Raw genomic sequence first — 21125 nt, forward strand, 5'->3', positions numbered from 1 at the left:
CAGTTAGGAGAAAATCATGTATGAGGTCAAGGCACTCTACACCGAAGCACCCGCCGCCCGTCTGTCGCTTACCTTGGAAGGGCCGGCACCGATTCCCGACCGCTTGCGCCGCCCTTTCGCGTTCCTAGTCGGTTTCGGCCGCTTCCTTATGCACGCGCAGCAGGCCGTTTACTTCGGCGCGGGTCAGCCCCAAGCGTTGCGCAATGTTTGCGGTAGGTTCATCGAGCGCGGCCATTGCCGCGACCGGTGCAGAGAGTACCCGCCGGGCTTCTTCGCGGGCCTCTTCACGCTTGGCGCGCAGCGCCTCTAGTTCCTTCTCTTTGGCGGCGATTTCGTTCTCAATCTTTGCCGCCGGGGTGCTTTCTTGGAGGGTGAAAAATTCCACTGCAAGCGCATGTAGTCGAGCCTGGAGCTCTTTAAAGATGCGCCCGTTTTCTTCCGCCTTTTCGCGTGCACGGCGGGCGGCGGTGGTACGGGGTGAACGGGACATTTTGGTTTTCCTTTCGGGAAGATTTTTAAGCATTGACCTACACATAGTTTAACCTCTCAGACCCACATTATGCAGAGTATTCACCTTGCAGCCACACCCATAATTCCCAAACCCCACCTAGTGCCTACATAGCGAAGACGCCCGGAATCTCTGTTAGGAAATTCCGGGCGGCTCAACTCAATGATTCATGAACTTCTCTGATAGGTTCACTTGCATCTGATGATACCTCATGGACGCATCATCTTCTAGATTTTTCGGCGCACCGCCGAAAAATCGGCGGCGCAGCCGCCGGTTTCGCTCATTCACAGTTGGCACGCGCCAGTGGACAATCTGCACACGACCTGTGGACAGCCGCCTCACGATCAATTCACCCCGCACGCTCCTCTCTTGACCGTTCACGCCTGACACACAAGTGTGCACAGTTTGACACACTGTCTTGCTGCCTGGAATGCATGACCGCTCTATTCTCTCTTTCCTTCCGCAAGCTCCCTCCAGAGAGAAGAAGCGTTCAAGCACACCGGCACCGCCTGTGTATGAACGCGACAAATTGTTGTCGGACAAAACCGTTTCTCGTCTCAGCACTTCCACCTCTTTGTGCTCGTTCCTCGCACGCTGTGGAGCTGAAACGCTCACTACTTTTTTGTCACACCTCATGCACTCGGTAAGCCAGGTGTATAAAATGACTTGTTAATAATAATATTCAAGGGTAGAATGAGGGTATGCTGACCATCCATAAGCTCACCGCAGGTGACGGCTTCCGCTACTACACGCACGAGGTTGCGAGTAACGATGTGCTGCGCTCTGCTGAACGTGAGCTAGGCGACTACTACACCGTGGAGGGTATGCCTCCGGGTCAGTGGGTGGGCGCTGGTGCGGCTGAATTGGGTCTGAAAGGCAACGTATCCGAGGAACAAATGGAGGTTCTTTTCGGGCACAAATTCACCCCCCTTGAGACCGACGAGATTACCGACCTTCTCAAAAATTCCACCCCCGAAGCGTTCGAGGAAGTGCGCAGCCAGGCGTGGGATAAGGTTCAGAATCGCGCGGCTGAGCGTGCCTTTCTCATCATTGAGGGCACCCGCGAGGGCAAGACTCAGCAGCAGATTGTGGACGACATCGCGCACCTTTACGAAGAAGTACCTACTCAGGTTACGGTTGCTCGATACCTTGAGCGTTACCGTGCAGCAGGCTATAACGTCGTCAAGGGTGAATACCTCAAGAATCCTGATACGCCCCGACCTGATCGCGCCGAGTTCATGGCGAACTACCGCCTTCTGGAGCACGAAGCAACCGCCGCACAGCACGCTTCCCAGCGTGCTATCGACGCGCACTTTAAGAAGCATGTCGCCCCGAGCCTGCACGCACAGCGTGAAGGCTCCACCGAATTTACCCGTGCGGTAGATGAGGAAATCCGCCGCTTCCGCGACACGAAGCACACCGACCCGACCGCCGAGGAGGTGCAGGGTATCCGCCACCGTGTCGGTGCGGTGATGTACCGTGCCCAGCACGGCGTAGAGCCCACTGACAAGCAGCTTGTGGCGTTTATCGCCCGAGAATCCAAGCCGAAGAGTAATTCTGTTGCAGGCTTCGATATGGTGTTTACCCCGCCGAAAAGTGTTTCTATGGCGTGGGGTTTGGGTGATGAATCCTTGCGTGAAGGCGTGCAGAAGTCGCATGAGGCCGCTATCGCTGATGTCGTGAAATTCCTGGAAGAGCAGGTCATTATGACCCGTCGTGGTGCCGGTGGTGCGCGCCAAATCGACATTGACGGCGGACTTATTGCCACGAAATTTAGGCACTATGATTCGCGTTCCGGTGACCCGAATCTGCACGACCACCTGGTGATTTCAAACCGCGTGAAGGGCGCTGATGGTCAGTGGTCTTCGATTGATGGGCGCACGTTGTATCAGTGGAACGTTGCCGCATCTGAGCTGTACAACGCCAAGTTGGCCGAATATTTGGAACAGCACCTTGGGCTGGTCTGTGTCCCCGACGCGACCAAGAGCGAGCTGTCGCCCGTGATGGAGATTGCCGGATTTGATCGCGAGATGGTGGAGGAGTTCAGCAGCCGGCGTTCTGAAATTTCCGCGGAACTTGACCGATTGAAGGCTGAATATGTCGAGGCGCACGGTCACGCGCCCGGACGTAAAGCGATGCTGGAGCTTGCGCAGCAGGCGACCCTTTCGACCCGCCCGCACAAGAGCGAAGCAAAAAGTCTCAAGGATTTGTGCGAGGAATGGGCGGCCAAGGCTGAGGCAATTTCGCGCACCGGTGAGGTGAACATTCCGACCGGTGAAGGCTTGAAAAAGCACTTGGAAGCCGCCAGTGAGCAGGCGCGCGCCAAGCGTGAACAGGCACAGGCTGAGTTTCTTTCGCGCACCCCGGAGGAGCACGCTCAGCAGATTCTCGACCGCGTGACCGCACAGCGTGCCGTGTTTCGCCGCTCCCATCTGGAGGCTGAAACCGCCCGTTATTTGCGCGGTGCGGGCTTCCCTGTGCCGGTGCCTGGCACCACGCAGAGCACCCCGGAAAGCACCGATGAGCAGAGCCTCGCCGGTGCCATTCATCATGCCCTGGAGCAGAAGGTTCTGAATCTTTCCGGCGAGCAGAACCGCCCGGTTGCTGACGAATTTTTGCGTGCGGACGGCACAAACAGTTTCGTGCGCCGTGACTCTCAGTTGTTCACCACGCAGGAGATGGTGGACGCTGAGCTTAGGATTTTGGATGCTGCCACCGCGCCCGTGATCCCGGCGGCGACCTTCGATGTTTTCGAGCAGAAAGTGGCAGAGCGCCGCGAGCAGTTGGCGGAAAAGGGCTTCTCACTTCCGGCGGGTCAGGAAGCTCTGGCGCGCGAGTTCGCCCTCTCTGAACGTCTTCTTGTCGCCGGTATTGGTGCAGCAGGTGCCGGTAAAACTGCATCTGTTTCGCTTGCGGTGGAGACGATTCAGGCCTCCGGTGGCCGCGTTATTGGCATGGCACCGACCGCCGCCGCCGCAAAGGTTTTGGGCGATGAACTAGGTATTGGTGCCGATACCGTGGCAAAGGTTTTGGCCGCAAACACGAACGGTGCCAAGGCTGGGCCGTTGAGTATCCGCCCCGGTGATGTGCTTCTGATTGACGAAGCGGGCATGGTTTCTACCCGTGATTTTGACGCGCTGGTGACTATTGCCGCTGAGCGCGGCGCGCTGGTGCGTGTGCTGGGTGATGACCGTCAGCTGTCGGCTGTGGGTGCCGGTGGTGCCCTTCGCCTCATTGACCGTGAAGTCGGTGCGGTGCGCCTCGATGAGCTGTTCCGATTCAAGGATGAAGAGGAAGCAGCGGCGACGTTGCGCCTTCGCGAGCCCGCCGCAGTGGGCAAGGATGAACCCTTCGAGTGGTACCGTGAGCAGGGCCGTGTAGCCGGTGGTGACGGCGAAGCGATGACCCAGCAGGTTTTCGCCGCATGGCAGAAAGACATCAGCGATGGTAAGTCTTCGCTGATGATGGGCTCATCTAACGAGGCGGTAGCGTCTCTGAACGCGCTTGCTCAGGCGCACCGTATCTCGACCTCTGGTGAGCAGACCGGCGAGGGCGTTCTGTTGCGCCCTGGCTCTGCACCGGGTGCAGGTCAGGCCACCGCTTTTGTGGGCGATACGATTGTTACGCGCCGCAATGACCGGCGCCTGTCGGTCTTTGCAGGCCGTGATTTCGTGAAGAATGGTGACCGCTGGAACGTTGAGGGAATCAACGCGGACGGTTCGTTGCAGGTGCGCCATGTGGAGCATGGCGGCACCGTCACGTTGCCCGCAGAATACGTGCGCGAGAACGTGGAGCTGGGCTATGCCCTGACGGTGCACCGTGCGCAGGGTGCCACCGTGGACACGTCCCATGCACTGATTGACAGCCGCGCAGACCGTGCCGCAGCCTACGTTGGCCTTTCCCGTGGACGCGAGCAGAATAATCTCTACGTTCGCCTGAATGAGGGCGAGAAGCTGGATGAGGTTCTGGAGACTGTGGCCGCCCGTCATGACGGGGAGGCTCAGTTTAGCGTGCACGAAAGTGTCGATGCGATCCGCGCGCAGCAGATGGACACCGCCGCCGCAGTGCTCGAATACAACGAACATTCAGAGCTTGCTCAGCGTGCCGTGATTGCTGACCTCATGACGCAGGGCATGGAGCGCGTGAAGTACTTTGACCTCACCGGTGAGGACGCAACCCTCGCCCGTAGCTTGCGGGCACAGATGCGTCAGGCACGCTATGACGGCGAAGCCACCGACGAGCTGGTAGCTAAGATGCCGACCGGCGCGCGCGCGTCAGCGGACGCAGACGTTACCGCCGTCATTAATTCCGAGGGCTTCGGCGCATTGGCGGCACAGCTGGGCGAGCTGCACCGTGCAGGTCTGGATGTACCCGATATTGTGGAGCGTGCCTACCGTTCCCGCCCCTTGGGTACGGACGCTGAAACGCCAGTTGATGCAGCAGCGGTTCTGTCCTGGCGTGTGAGCCAGATTGTCGATGAGCGCGCCAATGCTGAGCGTGCAGACCGCCCGTTGGCGGGCTACTCTGACGCGATGCTCGATGCGCTGATTGCCCGTGCTGAGGCACGCGAAGTTTCCACCGAGGCACGCCTAGAGAAGCTAACTTTGGATGACCCGGAGTGGTTTAAGAACCCCTACGCTATGGCCAAGACCGATTGGCTTCTGGAGCGTCGCGCCGCGACCGTGAAGGCTCTAAACGCCTGTGAGCGTGAGGATGGAGGCACCCACCGCAGCGGAAAGTACGAAGCAATTTCTGAGACTCTTTCGGAGATGGACGCTGAAATTACGCGCCGCCGCTGGGAGGTCAGCGGCGACCAGCGCGAGTTTGAGCAAATTATCCGTGGCGAGGTTTCGCGCGGCGGTGAGCGGTTCACTCTGGCCGCGTGCTTGCGTGAAGAGCGCCGTCTTCGCCGTGAGCTGGGCTTGACCGCACAGAATAACGTGCAGAAGCCGCAGCCGTCGAAGGTGACTTCTGGCGGCGTGTCCGGTCACACGCTCGACCGTTTCTGGGAGAATCAGCTTAAGGGTGGAAAGCTCAAGGCGATTCTTAAGGCGCGCGCTTCTGAAATTGGTAAGCTGACCCGTTCGCGTGGTCAGGAATTGGCGCGCCAGGTGCGCGAGGGCAAGGCCCCGGCGTGGGTTCAGAACCTCGGGCCGGTGCCGACCCGCAAGCGTGCCTTCCGCCAGTGGGCGCGTGTTGCCGGTGAAATTGATGCCATGCGCACAAAGTATGGTGTGCCGGATTCGCACCCGGAGCCGCTACCGCGCGAGCTTGTCCGCGAGGCGGGCCAGCGCGTGAACAATGCGCGTTTGGCCGCTGAGGGTGCCCCGGTTTCGGCAGTGTCGAAGGTGCGTACCCGCGCGGCTGAGTCTGTGCTGGGTGTGTGGGAGCAGATGAAGCGTGTTGCGAAGTCGGCGCGTTTGTCGAGGCGTGCCTCTGAGAAGAGTCAGTCTCAGGGTCAGTCCCCCGCACCGGAGGCGACCGCGGAACCGCAGAAGCAGCAGGCACCTACGACGCCGCAGCAGAACCCGACCAGCGAGGCAGTCACCGACGAAGCGGCACAGCCTGAACCCCGAAAGGAGAAGCCAGTGAGCGAGACTGAAAAGCGCCTGGAGAATGAACGCGCAGCACGCGCTGAAAAGATCCGGCAGATGATGGAACGCACGCAAAACCTGGACGACAAGCTCAGGAATAACGCCCCCACGCAGGGGCAGCAGGCGCGAGGCAATCAGCAGCAGCGCCTGGAGCGTGAGCGTCGAGTCCAGCAGCTGCACGAGCAGGCACGCCGTGGCGTGCGTGGTCCCGGTCTGGGATAAGAGATGCGAAGAGGGGCGGGACGCATACTATGCGTCCCGCCCCTCTCTTGTTTTGTCTTTGGGTGCAGAAAAAGGCACCCCGTAAGGTGCCTTTATGCGTCAGGAGCGCTAAGTTCGGCCGGAGTCCTCCAGCTTGCCCCTTAGAGCCTTCATCCCTGGGCCCGTAGGCGGTAATCCGTCGTTTTATCCTGACAAAATCACTATATCATAGGGTTAATAACAGGACAACCACCAGGATACTATGACAAACAACGCAAACCCTCTCATCAGTGATTACATGAGCGAACTTGCTTACCCTCATTCAAAAATCATTGATTTCTACGAAAGAAATTCCAGAGCTGAACGCTTCGGGTACATTGATGAAACCTACAGCCCCCCGAAAATCACCCCACAGGGTATCCATGAAGGCTTCTACGTCACTACCTGCGTCGTCTTCGAAGCCGAAGACATCAAAAAACTGCGTGATTTGACCGGACTCTACGGCGAGTTCTACCACGCCAACCAAGAACACCAACGTAACTATGACCTGCTCAGGACGCTAAAGCCCTATCTGAAAGATAGTTCGTCCATTATTGCCGTTAACAGCACTGTAGCAGCGTCCGAAGACACCAAAGAGCAACACCAACTGGTCAGGAACGCACGCGATGAGTGCCTTACCGTCACCTTTAAAAAGGCACAAGATCGTGATGACCCAGTGAGACATTTCATCATTGAACGTCTCAAAAACCCTGCATCCCACATTGACGATAATAAGGCTGACCGTCAGCTTGTCGGCCGATTGATGAGCCAAGGCGTTATCGGTCACGTCGAGCTAGGCCAATTCTCCCCTGGAGCCGAACATCTGCTCCGGGCTCCAGATGTCGTCTCCTACCCTGTAGGTAGGGTCATGCGCTCCTCAGATGACCGTCTTTTTCGGGAAATCTCAGATGTCGTCACCGTCTATGATGCGCACACGACGCAACCGCTCAATTTGCGCGGAAGGGTACAACACGGGGTTCCGCTCTCAATTGATCCCGCCAGTATCCGTCAGCCGGTAACGGACATGTCAGATGAGACACTTCAACGCGTCGCCGGTGGTGCTCATGTGCGCGAAGAAATTATCAGCGGCTATCAAGAGCTGAATCTACGCCCCTTGCCACCGCTGGACGGCAACAATTCCGCTTCGCTTCATGCGGTGCAGCAGCAATCATGGCAACACCCAATGAGCCTTGAGCACGGCGAAGATTTGACTATCGCCCGAGACTCCAAGACCCCACGCCAGAGCGAAGCACACCGTGAGCTACAATCCCGGCGAGAACGCCTCCAACAGTTGCAGGGACGACAGGAGCAGACGCAGCAGAAGATGTCAGAGACACCAAAGGCAGAGGTACCAAAGCCCAAGCCGGGGCCGAAACCTACGCCTCCGCAGCAGAAGAGGCACACCCCTACGCCGCAGCCTAAGCCTAAGCCGGGGCCGCGACTGTAGAAGAAAATGAAGAGAGGGACGAGATACTGTAGTATCTCGTCCCTCTCTTCATTTAATGTTGCTGGATAAATTGGTCGAAATCGTTCCCGGTGAGGCGAAGATCGGGGTCAAATTCGGGTTCCTGATGACCCCTGATGCATTCGGAGAACTCGCCGTCCCACAGCCGGTGCACCACCGTGTGGAAGCGGTCGTGGAAGTACGCGGCGGCATCGGTGAACTCTGCTTCGCCGGTGCGGTACGCCGCTTCCCATGCCGCCCATAGTGCGGTGAGCTCTTCTACCGCCGCCGGGTGCCGGAACCAACACGGGCGGATATATTGCCACTTATTGCTACACAGAACACCATTCGCCCAGTCCACCCACTCGCGCAGCTGAACCCACAAACGCTTCTTCTGTGCAGGGGAAGCGTACCGCCAGCAGTACGCGGCGTACTCGCTTTCTTCTCCCCTGTCGTCATCATCAGATGCAGAAGGTACCGCCGGTGTAGGCGCACCCTCAGCGAGAGTCTCCATCTGCGTTTGCATGGTAGACAGAACGCTCATGTACCCGTCGAACAGATTCTCCAGCTCATCGACACGCTTTTTCAGCGGTACCTCATCGGGGGTATCGACGATAGGAAGCGGAGCGGTTGCAGGTTCAGGCTCTAGGGGTAGCCCGTCATCGAATCCGTAACTCATTCGTTCCCGTGTCCTTTCGCGTGGGCGTTATCGGTAAACGCGGACGTGTCCGGTAGCTGCATTTTTCCGCACAGCTGCCAGGCGCGCATCTGGTCTTCCTTCAATTCCGCCGCATCCGGCCTCTCCCACCACGGGGTGAGGCCAAGGTGCATCGGGCGCAGGTTTTTGTAGACTACCATCGCAGAGAACGCCGGAATCTGAGTCATAGCCGCAGCTTCCATCACCGGCTTCTCCTCCGTGCTGTGAGACGTGGAGGTGTTGCCCATCTTGCCGGTCGAATGTGAACGGCTCACCCTTTGCTTCTCGAACTTTCCGAGGGCTTCAGAGACCGGGCGCATTGTCTCCACATCCAGACCCGGAAGGAAGTATTTCACGACCGAGTTGCCTGCAATCGTGCGGCCGCCCTGCTCACCCCAACGGTCAATGAGCTGACTCATCGACTGCGCAATCAGAATCACCTCAACACCGCGACCGTTGATGTCGGACATAATAGAGTCCATCTTCGGGAACGCAGCAAGGTTCGGGGCCTCATCGAGCACCGCGCGGAAGCACGGCCAGAGGCGGCCACCGGGCTTCTCTTGGCTGAGCTCACGGGCAGTGTTAATCAGTTCGTTGGCGAACATCGAGACGAGCGGACCCGTCTCAACACCGGTTGCCGTGTCCGAAATCAGATACAGCGTGTTCGGGCCTGACAAAAACTCACGCATGTTGAACGCATGGGCCGGGTGAACCATCAGCTGCTTGCGGATGCGCGGCACCGCCAACGGTTCGAGCAGACCGGACAGGGTCTGCTGAATTGAATCCAGCGTCTCAGCTGCCTTCGATTCTTGCTTGCCAGCCAGGAACGTCAAAATATCAGGGTTGATGTGTCCGGCGTGCATCTCAGCGGTCTTCAGCGCATCGCGCCCGCGCAGGTTCTGACTCCAGGCAATCACGTCATCCAGTGTCTTGCCGGAGACCGCAGCCACATGCAAGAAACGCGCGAGGAAGGCGCCGGCCTGCTGGTTGAACCAGTCGCCGTTTTTCGTGCCACTCATCGGCTGAGCACCAGCCCACGCCTGAGCACGGCGCTGTGCCACCTCGAAATTCTCACACCCAGAAATCGGGTTCCATGCCGCCTTATGCGGCCAGCCGGAGGAGTCGTCCAAGTCGAACGCGACGACCTGACCGGTCGGGTGCAGGCGCTGGCGGGTGCAGGCGGTCATCATCAACAAATCAGCCTTGGTGCTGGTTGCCATGACCGCGCCCGGAGCATCCAACACCAAATTCGACGCAATCGAAGTCGTCTTACCAGCCTGCGTAGGCGCCAAAACCAGCTTCGACTCCTTAGCTTCGCCAAAAATCGGCTTACCGCCCACGAAGGACGACGTCCCTTTCTTCTTCACGACCTTACCGCCGAGCTTGCCCAGCTCAGTCACAAGCCAGGATTCGGACATCTCATCGACCCACTGGCCAATCAGACGCGCGGACTCCTCCGGATTCGTTGAGACCGGAGGCATCGAAATCTTCGCTTTCTTTCGTGCCGCCTTCACTGCGGCATCATGACCGAGAGACCCGGCAACCTGGCGGTAGCTGACCATGTGCGCGCCAGCAGATGAGCCGCCTTCTCCTGATTTGAAAATCAGGATGAACACGAGGACCGCAGGAATGACGGAGAGAGCAAGAATGACCCAGAAGAGAGGGCCGACACCGTGTGCTTTCAGATGCACAAGAATCTCTTGGGCCTTCCACACCCCGGCTTCCAGCCCGGCGCCGAAGTAGGCACCGGCAGCGAGAATCAGGCCAAAAAACATCAGGGCGGCTGATTCGTGAGGACGCATGTCCATGTCTGGACTTCCTTCCATTGTGAATGCATTCTGATATGACTGCATCATGCAGTCATATCAGTTTGCAGTGACATCAGTTTGCAATCATTGCACCCTGTGTCTTTACTGGTCAGAGGGTTTTTGATTAGTGTTTCTTCACGGAGAGTGGGGAAATGTTGGCGACCTTCGGGGCGTCACCGGCACCCTCACGCGCGAGAGTCACCACGTACACCCCATCATTCGTGCTGACCCTCACGACCGCCTTTGTGGGGTCAGAGGAGAACTCGGTGTAGACCGCCGCCTTCACCTCACGCACAGGATTCAGCGACGGGTTGAACCGTGAGAGCTGCTGCTTGTAATCGTCGGTTACCCTCTCGTCCATGTACCGGTGCCAGGTTGCCGCGTCCGTGTCCATGGCGAAAACACGCATGGTCTGAACAGCGAAATCGGTTGCCGCCTGCTGCTCTTGCGGGCTCCAGCCCGCCGCATCAGATGCAGAGTCCACGTTTCCCGGCGCACCATAGTGTCCCCAGCGAGAGGCTGACGGCAGTGCTGCAATGATGGTTGGTTCCGCTGATGCAGAGGCCGTTGCAGAAGGGGTCGGGCTTGTCGGTGATGCCGGGGTGGAGGCTGAGGTTGCCGCAGCGGATGCGGTGGTGCTCTGCGGTGCCGGTGCTGTGTCCGGGGTGGAGGCTGAGCACGCCGCCAAGGACAGGCCCACACCAGCAGCCAAGAAGATTAGCGCTTTCTTATCAGTCATCATCAATCAGTCCTTAAGACTTAGCCTTCTCAGAGTCGGGAATGTGCAAGTAGGTGGTCACACCGTCAGCGGGAACATTTCGCGTATTGTACTTGTAGGGAACCGCGCCGTTGTATTCCTCAATGGTGACGGTGCCGTCATCATTAATCGACTGCACTACAGCGATATGGCCGTAAGTCTGTGATGCGCCGACTGCACCGGGTGCGAAGTGCGCCATAGCGCCCACTTCGGGGGTATTGTCAGCGGGCCAGCCCTTCGCACGCCATGCCGTCGCCCAGTCGCCACCGTTACCCAGCGTGACGGAGGCAAAGTTGCCGTTCGTGAACTTCGGGTGGTTCGGGTCTGTTGCGCCGACCTGCTGATTCAAACGCCACAGTGCAAAGTCGGTGCAGTTCACGTAGTACATGCCGGTGATGGGGTTCGGCGCTTCTACCTGGCCCGCCCAGGGGTAATCGTCCGTGCCGGTCACCTTACCGCCGCTGTAATTCTGCGGTGAACAATTGTTCGAAGAACCGGCAGTGCCACCGGAGACATTAGCGGTATCGTCAGTGTAGGGAACCTCGCCCTTCTCAACCGAACCGTCGGACTTTCCGCCGACCTGATCGCCATACGTTTTGCCATAGATGCCCGCCAAACCGCGGATACGCGAGAGATAGGTTTGCGTCTCAGAGTACGGCGGCACACCGTCGTACTGCTGCACTGCGCCAGGGCCCGCGTTGTAGCCCGCCATAATCAGCTCGACCGCCGGAATATCCGGGTGAGCATCAATCGTAGACTTCAACTGAGCGCGCAAATCGCGCAGGTATTCACCCATCGCACGAATTGCCGCCTGCGGGTCATTCGGGCTGGCACCGTGGCCATACACCGCCCAGGTGGAGGGGATGAACTGAGTCAGACCGGACGCGCCGGCATGATTTGCCCCGAGCGTCGGGTCCCACCCGGACTCAGCCTCAATCTGCGCCGCAATCCAGGACGTCGGAACGCCCGAAACTTTAGAAGCCCACACGACGTCCTGTTCCCAGCCGTTCGGGATTTTACCGCCCACGCGCGAGGATTCAGAGCGAGTCGTCGCGGAGCCATCGTCATCATAAATGGTCACGTCGGCTTGACCGCCTTCACCTGCGGCAGCAGAGGCTGAGGCCGACGCCGGGCGGCACGCCGCCTTCGCGCTGTCGCCACCGAGCACGCCACCAAAAAGAATCATGATGCCGAAAATCGGAGCCATCGTCAGACCCAGAATCACCGCGACCACACCCAACAGCAGCGGGGCGGCGGACTTCTTCTTCTGCTCGTCCATCTTCTACTCCTTTTAATTAATCCTTGGTGAATCGCGTGTTCGTCTGGTGCAAACGCGCCAGAGTCGGAGGCTTCGGCGACTGCACCGGAATGCCCACACTGCTGCCGACCTTCCACAGGGCACGACCTGCACCCTGCGGACCTCCCGACGAGCGAAGACCGCCGTGGCCCTTGCGGGCTGCCGCCGGGTTCAGACCGTCCGCACCGGAGACGAAGCCGGTGACCATTGCTGCCTCTTTCGTAGAGATGGGGCGGATAGTGCGCAGCACTTCAATGTCTTCAGGCTCTAGTGCCAGCAAAACCCACAAGCCGCACTTACCGATGAGCGCCTTAGCGATATTGCGGTCGGCAGCGTTTTCCAGCATCAGAAAATCTTTCGGGGAATGGGTAATTTTCCACTCGCCCACGCCGACAGAGCGGTTGGTGCGTGAGAGCTTGTCGACTTCCTGCACCATGCCCGGGGCCATTCGCACCGGATACCAGAACTCATCCATGAGGCTGCTGTAGCCGTGCCACGTGTATTTGGGGACGTACACTTCACCGGCTTTTTCGGCTTCTATCCTTTTCGCCTTCTCGTGCTGGCTCAGCTCCCAGTGCGCATCAATGGCGTTCATGCCCAGACGCCACGTGGTCATCATGACCGCTGAAATCATGTGATCCATGGAGTCAGGAATTGACGAGGAATCAAAACAGAAACCACCGGGATTACCCGGATTAATCGTCATGCCTTCGTCAGAGAAAATCGCTGACATGTCGCCATACACCAGCGAGCTCAGCGACTCGAACAAGCCCTCGTAGCGGGCGCGGAACTGCTCGGGGGTAACATTGCCTGCCGCTGAAAGTGCCGTCTGCGAAGGGTGCTCAAAGAAATGCAGCAGATGCCCCAGAGCGGGCTTCTTCTCCACCGTTAGAACAGCCTCCACCGCAGCCTTAATCATGGTGCGCTCAATATCGCTGACGTTCTTATCGCGGCCACGGTTGATGCGAATCAAAGCGATGATGTTGTGCACAATATTTGCCATGGCGATTGCACGCAGCTCCACGCCGGTCTGACCACCGATGATGTCACCGGCTGCTGCCAGCGGGCCAGCATCTAGCGGGTTAATCTTCGTGGAATTGCGGTTAATACCGATGTCGAAAATATCCGCACCAATTGCGCGGGCCAGAGGCGTCCACTCTTCACGCTTAAGCGGATTAAAAATCGCCAAAGGGGAACCCGTAGCGTTGAGGTAAGATGCAACCAAACCCGAAATGCTGGACTTACCGTAGCCATTCAACCCAAAAACCATTGCCGACGGGGAGGTGATAGCGCCCGACTCGAAGAGCGAGATATGGTCAAGGGCGACCGCCGAGCCCGAGGTGAGGTCGTAGCCCACCGGCGCGCCGCTAATTGGGCGGGAGGTTCCCGAGACGAACGGGAACATGCCGGCGTTTTCCCACGTGGTTTCCAGCCAGGTGCGCGGCTGAGCCAACTGACCCCAAGCCCCGCCGCCGAAGCCGTGCTGACCGCGAACGGTGGTGCGTGACTGCTCCACCACGGCGCCCGCCCGGCGACTGCCCTGTTTCTTCTTCAGAGACAGCATGCTAGTTCTCCTCTTCCTTCTTCTTCTGGTCAGGGTTCTTCTTCTCAGACGGCTCAACCGCCAACAACGACATAGACGGGGCGTAGGCCCACGGGAAAAGACCCAAAGGCAATGTCTGGTGGAACGCAGCATCTGCGGAAAAGTCGGCAAAACACCATTTCAGGCCACCCATGAGTGCCTTGAGCTCATTTTCAGCGGTGCGCTGTGCCGCACGGTTCGGCTCGAACGTGACGGTCACCATGAGCGCCCATTCCTGAATGACGGCGCCTTCCGCCGCCTGATTCATAGCAGCCTCAGCAGCCTTCTTCTTCTTGTTATCGAACGCAGTACGACGCTTCTTCGAAGACACCTCGGTAGTTGTCGCGCGTGAGGCGTTGTTCACGCGCGCATGCTGAGCAGAAGCAGGCACCGGACGGTAGATGAGGCTGACACGCTTGCGCAAAAAATTCCTGTTCGGGGCGAAAAGCTTCTCAAACGAATGGTCCGTAATCTTGGACTTCGAGGGCTCAGTCATCATGATGGTCATGGACGCAACCCCGTCGTGGAAGACCACACGCGGATGCGAGGCGTTAAAATACGCCGGGCCTGCGCCTTCAAAAGAGCGGTAAGCCGGAATCTCGTCCTTAATCTCTTGAGCAACTTCCGCGTTACGGCGCGGGTCATACGCCCTATAGAGCATGTCGGCGTAATCTGCATCAGCCATGACCTGGCTAACTCCAGCACCGGCTGCGGACAATGCCTTAAGGTGACGGGGAATCATGGACAGCACCTCAGCAGCTGCGCCGTCCACATCATCAGCAAGCTCCGAAATCTTGTAGCCAAGCACAGTGTAGGCACGAACGGTCGCGACCCTCTCGGGCAGCATCCCGGCAGATTCACGAGCAATCTGCTGCGCCACCGCCGGAGCATCCGCCTTCAGATTCGACAGGATAGACTCAGCCAGCGGTGCCGAGGACTCAAAAACCGAGTCAATGACCACCTGCGCACCACGCAGACCGTTCTCACCAGACAAGGAAGAGAGCCAAGATGCATAGTTGGTCACCAGGTCGGTGGTCTTCGCCTGAGTGTTCATGGAGATGCCCGCCGGAGCGCTTTCAATGGTCACCGATAGCTGATCGGCGCGCGTGTGGTGAATAAGCTGAACCGGGTTGCCCAGGCCGTCCACCTCATCACGCACCTTCAGCGTGGAGAGAACCCCCGGCAAGGTCAAGCCTTTGTTCTGAGCGGTGAACGTGGAGCCCAGGAAGAGGGTTTCGCCCGAGTCCACGCGCTGCAAGTGGGTGAAGCGGCGGCGGGCGCGAGTCATGAGGGTGATGTCCTCGGCACCGAAGGGAACCTCAAAAACCCCAACATAGAGCGTGACGCCGACGGCAATCAGCAGACCGAGAATGAATTCTTTGGTCTGGAAGCAGATCAGCACGACGAGGGCGGTAACAACCAGGATGACGCCTGCACGAACGGGGAACCATCCGCCGAGGCGGATTGACCCGGAGCGCAAGGGGTTGCCATACAGAGGGGCTTTCATGAGATGTCCTTTCAACCGCCGGTTGGGCGGTTTTTGGGTGCAGTAGAGCTGACCCCATGGGCCGGGGCCTTGAGCGAGTGGATTCTAAGGGGGAGATGGAGGGGTGAGGCTGTGATATCAGCCTGCAATGCTTGCAAAGTGCAGTGACTGCAAGATGCTATGACTGCATTATGCAGTCACTGCACTATGGGGCCTGACCAGGCCGTTTAATAGAGTCGGTCAAGGCTCTGCTCATCCAGCAGAGTCTCTTCAGCCGACTGTGAGGAGGGCATGTGATTCTCTGCCAGGTGCGCCATGTCCGCAAGACGGGAACCGCCGCCACCGGCATCAGCCGGGGCCGCCGGGACTTGCGGGGCGGCTACGCCACCGGCATCAGCCGTCGAGTTAGGGGCCGGGGCGGATGCCACAGCCGGGGCTTCAGACCCAGCAGTTGAAGCAGGTGCAGGAGCGGGGGCTGAGTCTGCACCTGATGCGCCAGCAGATGAGCCACCCGTAGAAGCCAGAGCTGCACCTGATGGGCCATCAGATGAGGCCGCCGGAGCTGCCCCACCCGAAGATGCCGAACCACCAAAGGAGGAGAATCCGCCTGATTCAGCCAGAGTCGGGCCGGGGTCAGCCGCCGAGAAGCTACCCGTTCCGGCAGCGCTTGCGGCACCTGCGGCACCGGTTGCCGCGACCGTGGCGCCACCGGTAGCCGCACCAGCGGCAACACCCACAGCACCCACAGCGACACCAGCCATGCCAGCCAGAGCGGCGCCCGCGCCGTCAGCGCCGGTTCCCGTAGCAGCGGGGTTCACGATTTTCAGCAGAGCAGGAAGTGCGAACGGGGCCATCATCAGGATGCAGATTGCGGTGACGATGCCACCGATACCGTCGCCGCCCTTGAGCTCTTCAAACGCGAAGCCGTACAAAATCGCGACGGTGGGCTTGAAGAGAATAAAGGCGGTCAGCCACTTGCTGACGCGGGAGAACCCGCGACCACCAGCCGCGAAGGTCAAGCCTTCCGCAACCGGCCAGTACATCAACAGAATGGGCGTGGCGATGGAGACAAAAATCATGATGCACCATTGGACAATGACGACCAGGAGCATGATGCCGCCTGGCAGGAAAAGCATTGCGCCCATGGCGGCTACGGCCCTTCCTGGGTCACCAAGAACTGCCATCGTGTCCTTTTGTCCCCAGGCTGTTGAGTCGAGGATGGCTGCGGCGGCTTGGTCACTGGCGGTGAGCAGCAGTGAGAAGACGGAGACGCCCAGACCAGAGACGACGACGACACGCGCCAAGCTTGCGAAGACGTAGCGCACATCTTCGCCGCGCTGACTCCAGACGATCCTGATGCCTGCCCAGATGATGCCAATTGTCACCGCGAGGGCGGTGAAGATGTTGACGATGCCGGTTCCCCAGGCGAAGGCGGGGGAGGTCTCAGGATTGATGATGGGGCCTGCGTGGAGCCAGCCGGTGACAAATTGCTTGTAGACGCCGACGGTGCCTTCCCAGAAGCTACTGAGAATCTGGTTGAAGGTGCCGTCAAGAACCTTGTTCGCGACGTACTTGGCAGGGTCATCAGCCAATTTTTCCGCCTCATTGCCGACATGCTCAGCGACCTGATGGCAAGTCTCAGGCGCAACTTTGGCGCGGTAAATCGGATTCCAGTCGCAATTAAAATCCGTCAGATTCTTAGCCGTATCTTTCACCCATTGACTCATCGCTTGAAACCCCATTCAGTCATTCGGCTCTGTCCAATGCTGAATCGTTGCGCGGGGTCCTGAGAAGAGTCCGTGAGGAGGTTACTTCCCATCTCAGATTCCTCAGAGTCAAGACGCCAGTCTCCGTTTTCCCAGACCATACGGATAGGAACCCAGCCAATGCTGATTGACCCGCCCGGCTTCTGCGCCATCATGTAAACCTTCACCGTGGCGCGGTCATGGCTATATCCCTGAATACTGTAGGCATACAACGCTACAAGGATTTTCTCCCCGTCTTTCTCACCATCAGGCGCCCAAGGTTCCGCGCGACCATCAAATCGAGAAGAGAGGATTACACGACGGTTAGAAATCTCAGGATTACCAAGCACGATTGAAGCGTTAATAGCAGCCATAGCCGCACCCGTCGGATTGTGCGCGAAGCACTGTCCCAAACGGCCCTGACGCACTGCCGGGCCATACGTCGCCGACACCGGGTAATGGATGTCATCGGCGGTCTGTTCCCAGACATAATCTTCTGGAAGCTCAGCGGAAAATTCCTTGCCAGCCGGAACCTTCACATCACAGACCGCGCGACCATCAGCACCCACCGAGGCACTGGAGGACGCGACCGCCGACAACGACGGCGCAGCCGACGCAGCCGGCGCAGACGGCGCCGCAGACTCACGCGGAGTCTGCGGGAAAAACAGAACCTTCACGGCCAGCAGTCCACCCAAAACCGCCACGCCCAAAATGAACAGGACTGGCGTTTTGCGAGACTTCAACAGATTCTTGAACATGTTAACCGCCGCAGGTCAAGGACGCGTTGATGAACAAACCGGCAATGACGCTGGCACCACCAATCAGAATCGCGCCAATGCCCCACTTGCCAAGAGCCATCAGCGTGAAGCTGCCATCCTCGCGCTTGTGCGACACCACCAAGTTGTAGCCGATCAATGCCAAGCCCGCCGCAGCCGCAATGCCACCACCCCAGGTCAGCACGGCAATGAGAGTGTCGCCGCCGTCACAGACGGCCTGCGGCATCTGGAAAACTTTTGCCTGTGCACTCGGGGTCGCAATTGCCAAGGTCAGCACCGCCAGGGCAGCCGCGCGAATCGCGTTCTTCTTCATGGTTCTCTCCGTTTCTCTGCATATGCAGCAGTGTGATATGTCGATTTTTGGGTGCACAAAGCTCACCCTGTGTGCCAACAATGCATTGGCGGGGCGTTTGAGTGAGAGATAGATTCCCCAAAAATCGGGGGTAATGAGTGAGTGAAAACTTATGTGCGGTGCGGAGTTTACCCCACCGCCGCTTCAATCTGAGCGGTGAGCTTCTTCAGCGCCGTAGCGACCGGACGAGCCTCAGCCACCTTCGCTAGAGCCTCATCATCACAGAGACGAGAGGCCAGCGCCGGGATCCAGGGGCACATGAGCACCGGATGAGCACCTGAGAGAACCTTCAACTTTAGCTTGACCGTTCGCGGGGTGCGCTTGCTATCAGCCGGGATGACGAGGATGCCGCCGATGCTTTCCAGAGAGGTCACCGAGCCAGGCGCTTCAGGCAGCTGAGCCCGCAGGCGATCAATGTGAGAGAAGACGGCAGCCATGCCCTTCTCAGAGGCCTCAACCACCAGCAGACGCACCGCGTCATCCGGGACGTCCTGACTCACCGGCACTTCCGGCAGGTGCAGCAGGCGCGCCATGGTAGAGGTGCCGATGTTCGGCAGCAGAGGAGAGAGGACAACCGAGGCGGTTGCAGACTCAGCAGGCACTTCGGTTGCCTCTGCGGGAGCATCAGTGATGAACTCAATCAGCGGCTCAGAATGGGTCTCAGAAGCCTTAGAAGGGACCTGTGACGGCTTATCAGGAGCCGGAGGGGTAGATGCGACAGGGCGTGCCGGTGGAGCCTCAGAAGGGGCTACGTAGCCGTAGCCGTGTGCTTCTGGTACTAGGCCTTCCGTCGTGGAAGGTTGGCCCGTGGTGCCGTGGAGCGGGTTCATTTCAAAATCCTTGGTGTGGTTGGTGTGGTCACCTGCGCCGAAAGTATGTGTAGGCGACCACACCTGATTATACGGGGGTAGTGCTTTTTTGATGCACTGGAGTGTCAAAGGGAGCGTGCTGTCATCTGCAAAGCCCTAATTTACGCCGTGGATGATTGCAAAATGAGTGAATCTCACCCTTTCAGCGGCGGTTTTCACCCCCGCATGGTGCAAATCATCCAACCGACTGTCGAGTGCTCGCCAGCAAGCACTAGCCGTAGCGTGGTCAGTGTCCGCAGCTTTGAGATCCACAGCACACTCGTAGCAGACCTTTTCCTGAACCATCTGCTGATGCACGGGGCACAGGTACGGCTGGACAGTGCCAGGTGCCGATACTGCGGGCGCTGCGGGTATGTTCGCCGGGAGGTGTGCATCCACTGCGACAGTGGGTGCAGGTGCAACAGCGAGCAGTTCCGGGTCATTGATAAGACTGACACGGACGTATGCCTGCGGATGGGCGGGCGGGGTTTTCGCGCGTTCCAGCACAACATTAACTGCGGCCTGTAGAGCCGTGTCTGTGATGCGCTCAGCGACAGTGAGGCCACCATGCACCAATTCCCCGCGCAACTGCTGGAGGTTAACTCCATGATGCGGCTGTGAGGGCTCAACCAGCCCCGCCTGCTCAGCGGCGGCCTGAACCTTGGCGATTGCCTCATACTGCAACTGCTGGTTCAGACCGAGCAGGTCAGCGTCCGGGGACGGATGCAAGACCAGACCACGGAAACCACTACGGGCCTTAGCGCCGGAAATGGTAAATCGCATTTCCGGGTAGATTTCGCGAACTTTGCCCAGGGCACGGGTGACAGTTTCAGCGAAATCTCGTTCACGGCCCGGAGTTACAAGGGAACCGACCTGCCCTTGCAGGTTAGCCCACGAAACATAGGTGTCTCTGCTGATTTGCGGGGCACGTAAAGCCAGCCACAGGAACAGGTCTGCGGCCAGGGGGGAAGTATTTTCCTCAATGAGTCGTCGCCAGCGGGTCAGGAGAACCGGGGCGAAATTTCCCTTGACCAAGTAGTTGTAGAACTGCTCTGACAGTTCAATGCGGGAGATGGTAGAGGGGTCAAAATCGCCGTAGTTCTCGTCGGTTGAGAAGTGCAGGCGGGCGCGAGTTCCAATCGTGAATCGCTCTTCGCTGATATCAACGAAATTATCACCGCGCTTTTCGTGGTGAGTGACCACGCACTGAGTTGCCAGCAGAGCCCGAAGCTGCGTGATGATGTCACGGGCACGCGCGGAACCCCACGTGATGTTTAGTTCAGTCAGGAGTTCACGGGCGGAAGTGGGAAGCGGAAAAGATCGGCTCTGATGCTTGAGCGCCGAGGTAGTCAGCCACATCAGGAGGATTCGGGCATAGCGACCGAAGGGGAGGTGGAGCTGAGGGGTGCCGGAACCGTCAATATAGGTTCCAGCGGTTAGATTCAAACTAACGGGGCCGTTGTGTCGCGTCCAGCTAAAAGTTTCAGCGGGAGCCAGCACATCAGAGCGCTTGCGCGGGTCACGGTAGGGCAAGCAGCAGGAGATGAAAGCGATGGGGTAGTAACCCAAATCCTCGTGAGCGTCGATGCTCTGAGGAGCAGTAGATGTGTGATGTACTACATCTGAGTTGGTGGACTGAATGCCCGAAGGTACGGTAGAATCTTTCACAGGTAACGCCTATCTGCCTTGGAAGTTGTTAGGTGTTGCCGTGGCCCCAAATGTTAGCGCAGGAGGGGCCACGCTTATTTAATCTCACCTTAACATTTCTGGACTCTACCTGTCCAGCACAGGGTGAGATTTTTTTATTGTCGTCATCATCATCTTGTCCCCCTGAGTTTTCCACAGGGGGATTTTTTCATGCGCGCGTTAATCAGATCTTAATCATCTTAATGGCGCCAGCTTCTGAAACAAGCGTTTTCCCTTGTGTTTACTGGGAAGTAGGGGGTGCCAGCCAAGAAGCTAACGCGGCTAAACGTCCCACTAACGCGGCT

General features: G+C 58.5%; 14 protein-coding genes. 2 read left to right on the forward strand and 12 right to left on the reverse strand.

Features of this window, described 5'->3' with window-relative positions:
• Nucleotides 1–124 precede the first annotated feature (124 nt).
• Nucleotides 125–490 (reverse strand): hypothetical protein, encoded by a 366-nt coding sequence (locus tag HMPREF2749_RS00025; protein ID WP_070592880.1) that lies wholly within the window; start codon nucleotides 488–490, stop codon nucleotides 125–127.
• Between the two features lie 719 nt (nucleotides 491–1209).
• On the opposite strand from HMPREF2749_RS00025, the gene mobF reads away from it, so the two are divergent.
• The gene (gene mobF / locus HMPREF2749_RS00030; protein WP_070592882.1) at nucleotides 1210–6324 is read left to right on the forward strand and encodes a MobF family relaxase; all 5115 of its coding nucleotides are present in this window, start codon (nucleotides 1210–1212) and stop codon (nucleotides 6322–6324) included.
• A 241-nt stretch (nucleotides 6325–6565) separates the two neighbouring features.
• Complete coding sequence (locus tag HMPREF2749_RS00035; RefSeq protein ID WP_070592884.1) at nucleotides 6566–7789, forward strand: hypothetical protein; 1224 nt, start codon at nucleotides 6566–6568, stop codon at nucleotides 7787–7789.
• Nucleotides 7790–7841: 52 nt separating this feature from the next.
• Here HMPREF2749_RS00035 and HMPREF2749_RS00040 read toward each other — a convergent pair whose 3' ends face one another.
• The 11 genes from HMPREF2749_RS00040 to HMPREF2749_RS00090 all read right to left on the reverse strand — a co-directional run bounded on the left by HMPREF2749_RS00040 (nucleotide 7842) and on the right by HMPREF2749_RS00090 (nucleotide 20802).
• Nucleotides 7842–8465: a DUF4913 domain-containing protein gene (locus HMPREF2749_RS00040; protein ID WP_070592885.1), complete on the reverse strand. Its 624-nt coding sequence runs from the start codon at nucleotides 8463–8465 to the stop codon at nucleotides 7842–7844.
• The gene (locus tag HMPREF2749_RS00045; protein WP_070592888.1) at nucleotides 8462–10291 is read right to left on the reverse strand and encodes a type IV secretory system conjugative DNA transfer family protein; all 1830 of its coding nucleotides are present in this window, start codon (nucleotides 10289–10291) and stop codon (nucleotides 8462–8464) included. The genes HMPREF2749_RS00040 and HMPREF2749_RS00045 overlap by 4 nt, the downstream gene beginning before the upstream one ends.
• Before the next feature lie 124 nt (nucleotides 10292–10415).
• Complete coding sequence (locus HMPREF2749_RS00050; protein ID WP_070592890.1) at nucleotides 10416–11033, reverse strand: hypothetical protein; 618 nt, start codon at nucleotides 11031–11033, stop codon at nucleotides 10416–10418.
• 10 nt (nucleotides 11034–11043) lie between these two features.
• Entirely contained in the window at nucleotides 11044–12327 is a 1284-nt protein-coding gene (locus HMPREF2749_RS00055) for a CHAP domain-containing protein (protein ID WP_070592892.1), read from the reverse strand.
• A gap of 16 nt (nucleotides 12328–12343) precedes the next feature.
• Nucleotides 12344–13909 (reverse strand): hypothetical protein, encoded by a 1566-nt coding sequence (locus HMPREF2749_RS00060; RefSeq protein ID WP_070592895.1) that lies wholly within the window; start codon nucleotides 13907–13909, stop codon nucleotides 12344–12346.
• Nucleotide 13910: 1 nt separating this feature from the next.
• Nucleotides 13911–15434, reverse strand: coding sequence for an SCO6880 family protein (locus HMPREF2749_RS00065; protein ID WP_070592897.1), 1524 nt, complete (start codon nucleotides 15432–15434; stop codon nucleotides 13911–13913).
• Between the two features lie 206 nt (nucleotides 15435–15640).
• Nucleotides 15641–17005 carry a hypothetical protein gene (locus HMPREF2749_RS00070; protein ID WP_070592899.1) on the reverse strand — a complete coding sequence of 455 codons (1365 nt, stop codon included), beginning with the start codon at nucleotides 17003–17005 and terminating at the stop codon, nucleotides 15641–15643.
• Between the two features lie 131 nt (nucleotides 17006–17136).
• The gene (locus HMPREF2749_RS00075; RefSeq protein WP_070592901.1) at nucleotides 17137–17916 is read right to left on the reverse strand and encodes a DUF8175 domain-containg protein; all 780 of its coding nucleotides are present in this window, start codon (nucleotides 17914–17916) and stop codon (nucleotides 17137–17139) included.
• A 1-nt stretch (nucleotide 17917) separates the two neighbouring features.
• Entirely contained in the window at nucleotides 17918–18247 is a 330-nt protein-coding gene (locus HMPREF2749_RS00080) for a hypothetical protein (RefSeq protein WP_070592904.1), read from the reverse strand.
• 167 nt (nucleotides 18248–18414) lie between these two features.
• Nucleotides 18415–19116, reverse strand: coding sequence for a hypothetical protein (locus tag HMPREF2749_RS00085; RefSeq protein ID WP_070592906.1), 702 nt, complete (start codon nucleotides 19114–19116; stop codon nucleotides 18415–18417).
• A gap of 135 nt (nucleotides 19117–19251) precedes the next feature.
• The gene (locus HMPREF2749_RS00090; protein ID WP_083301070.1) at nucleotides 19252–20802 is read right to left on the reverse strand and encodes a replication protein RepA; all 1551 of its coding nucleotides are present in this window, start codon (nucleotides 20800–20802) and stop codon (nucleotides 19252–19254) included.
• Nucleotides 20803–21125: the final 323 nt, after the last annotated feature.

Origin of the sequence: Rothia sp. HMSC075F09 (assembly GCF_001810515.1) — a bacterium.
GTDB lineage: Bacteria > Actinomycetota > Actinomycetes > Actinomycetales > Micrococcaceae > Rothia.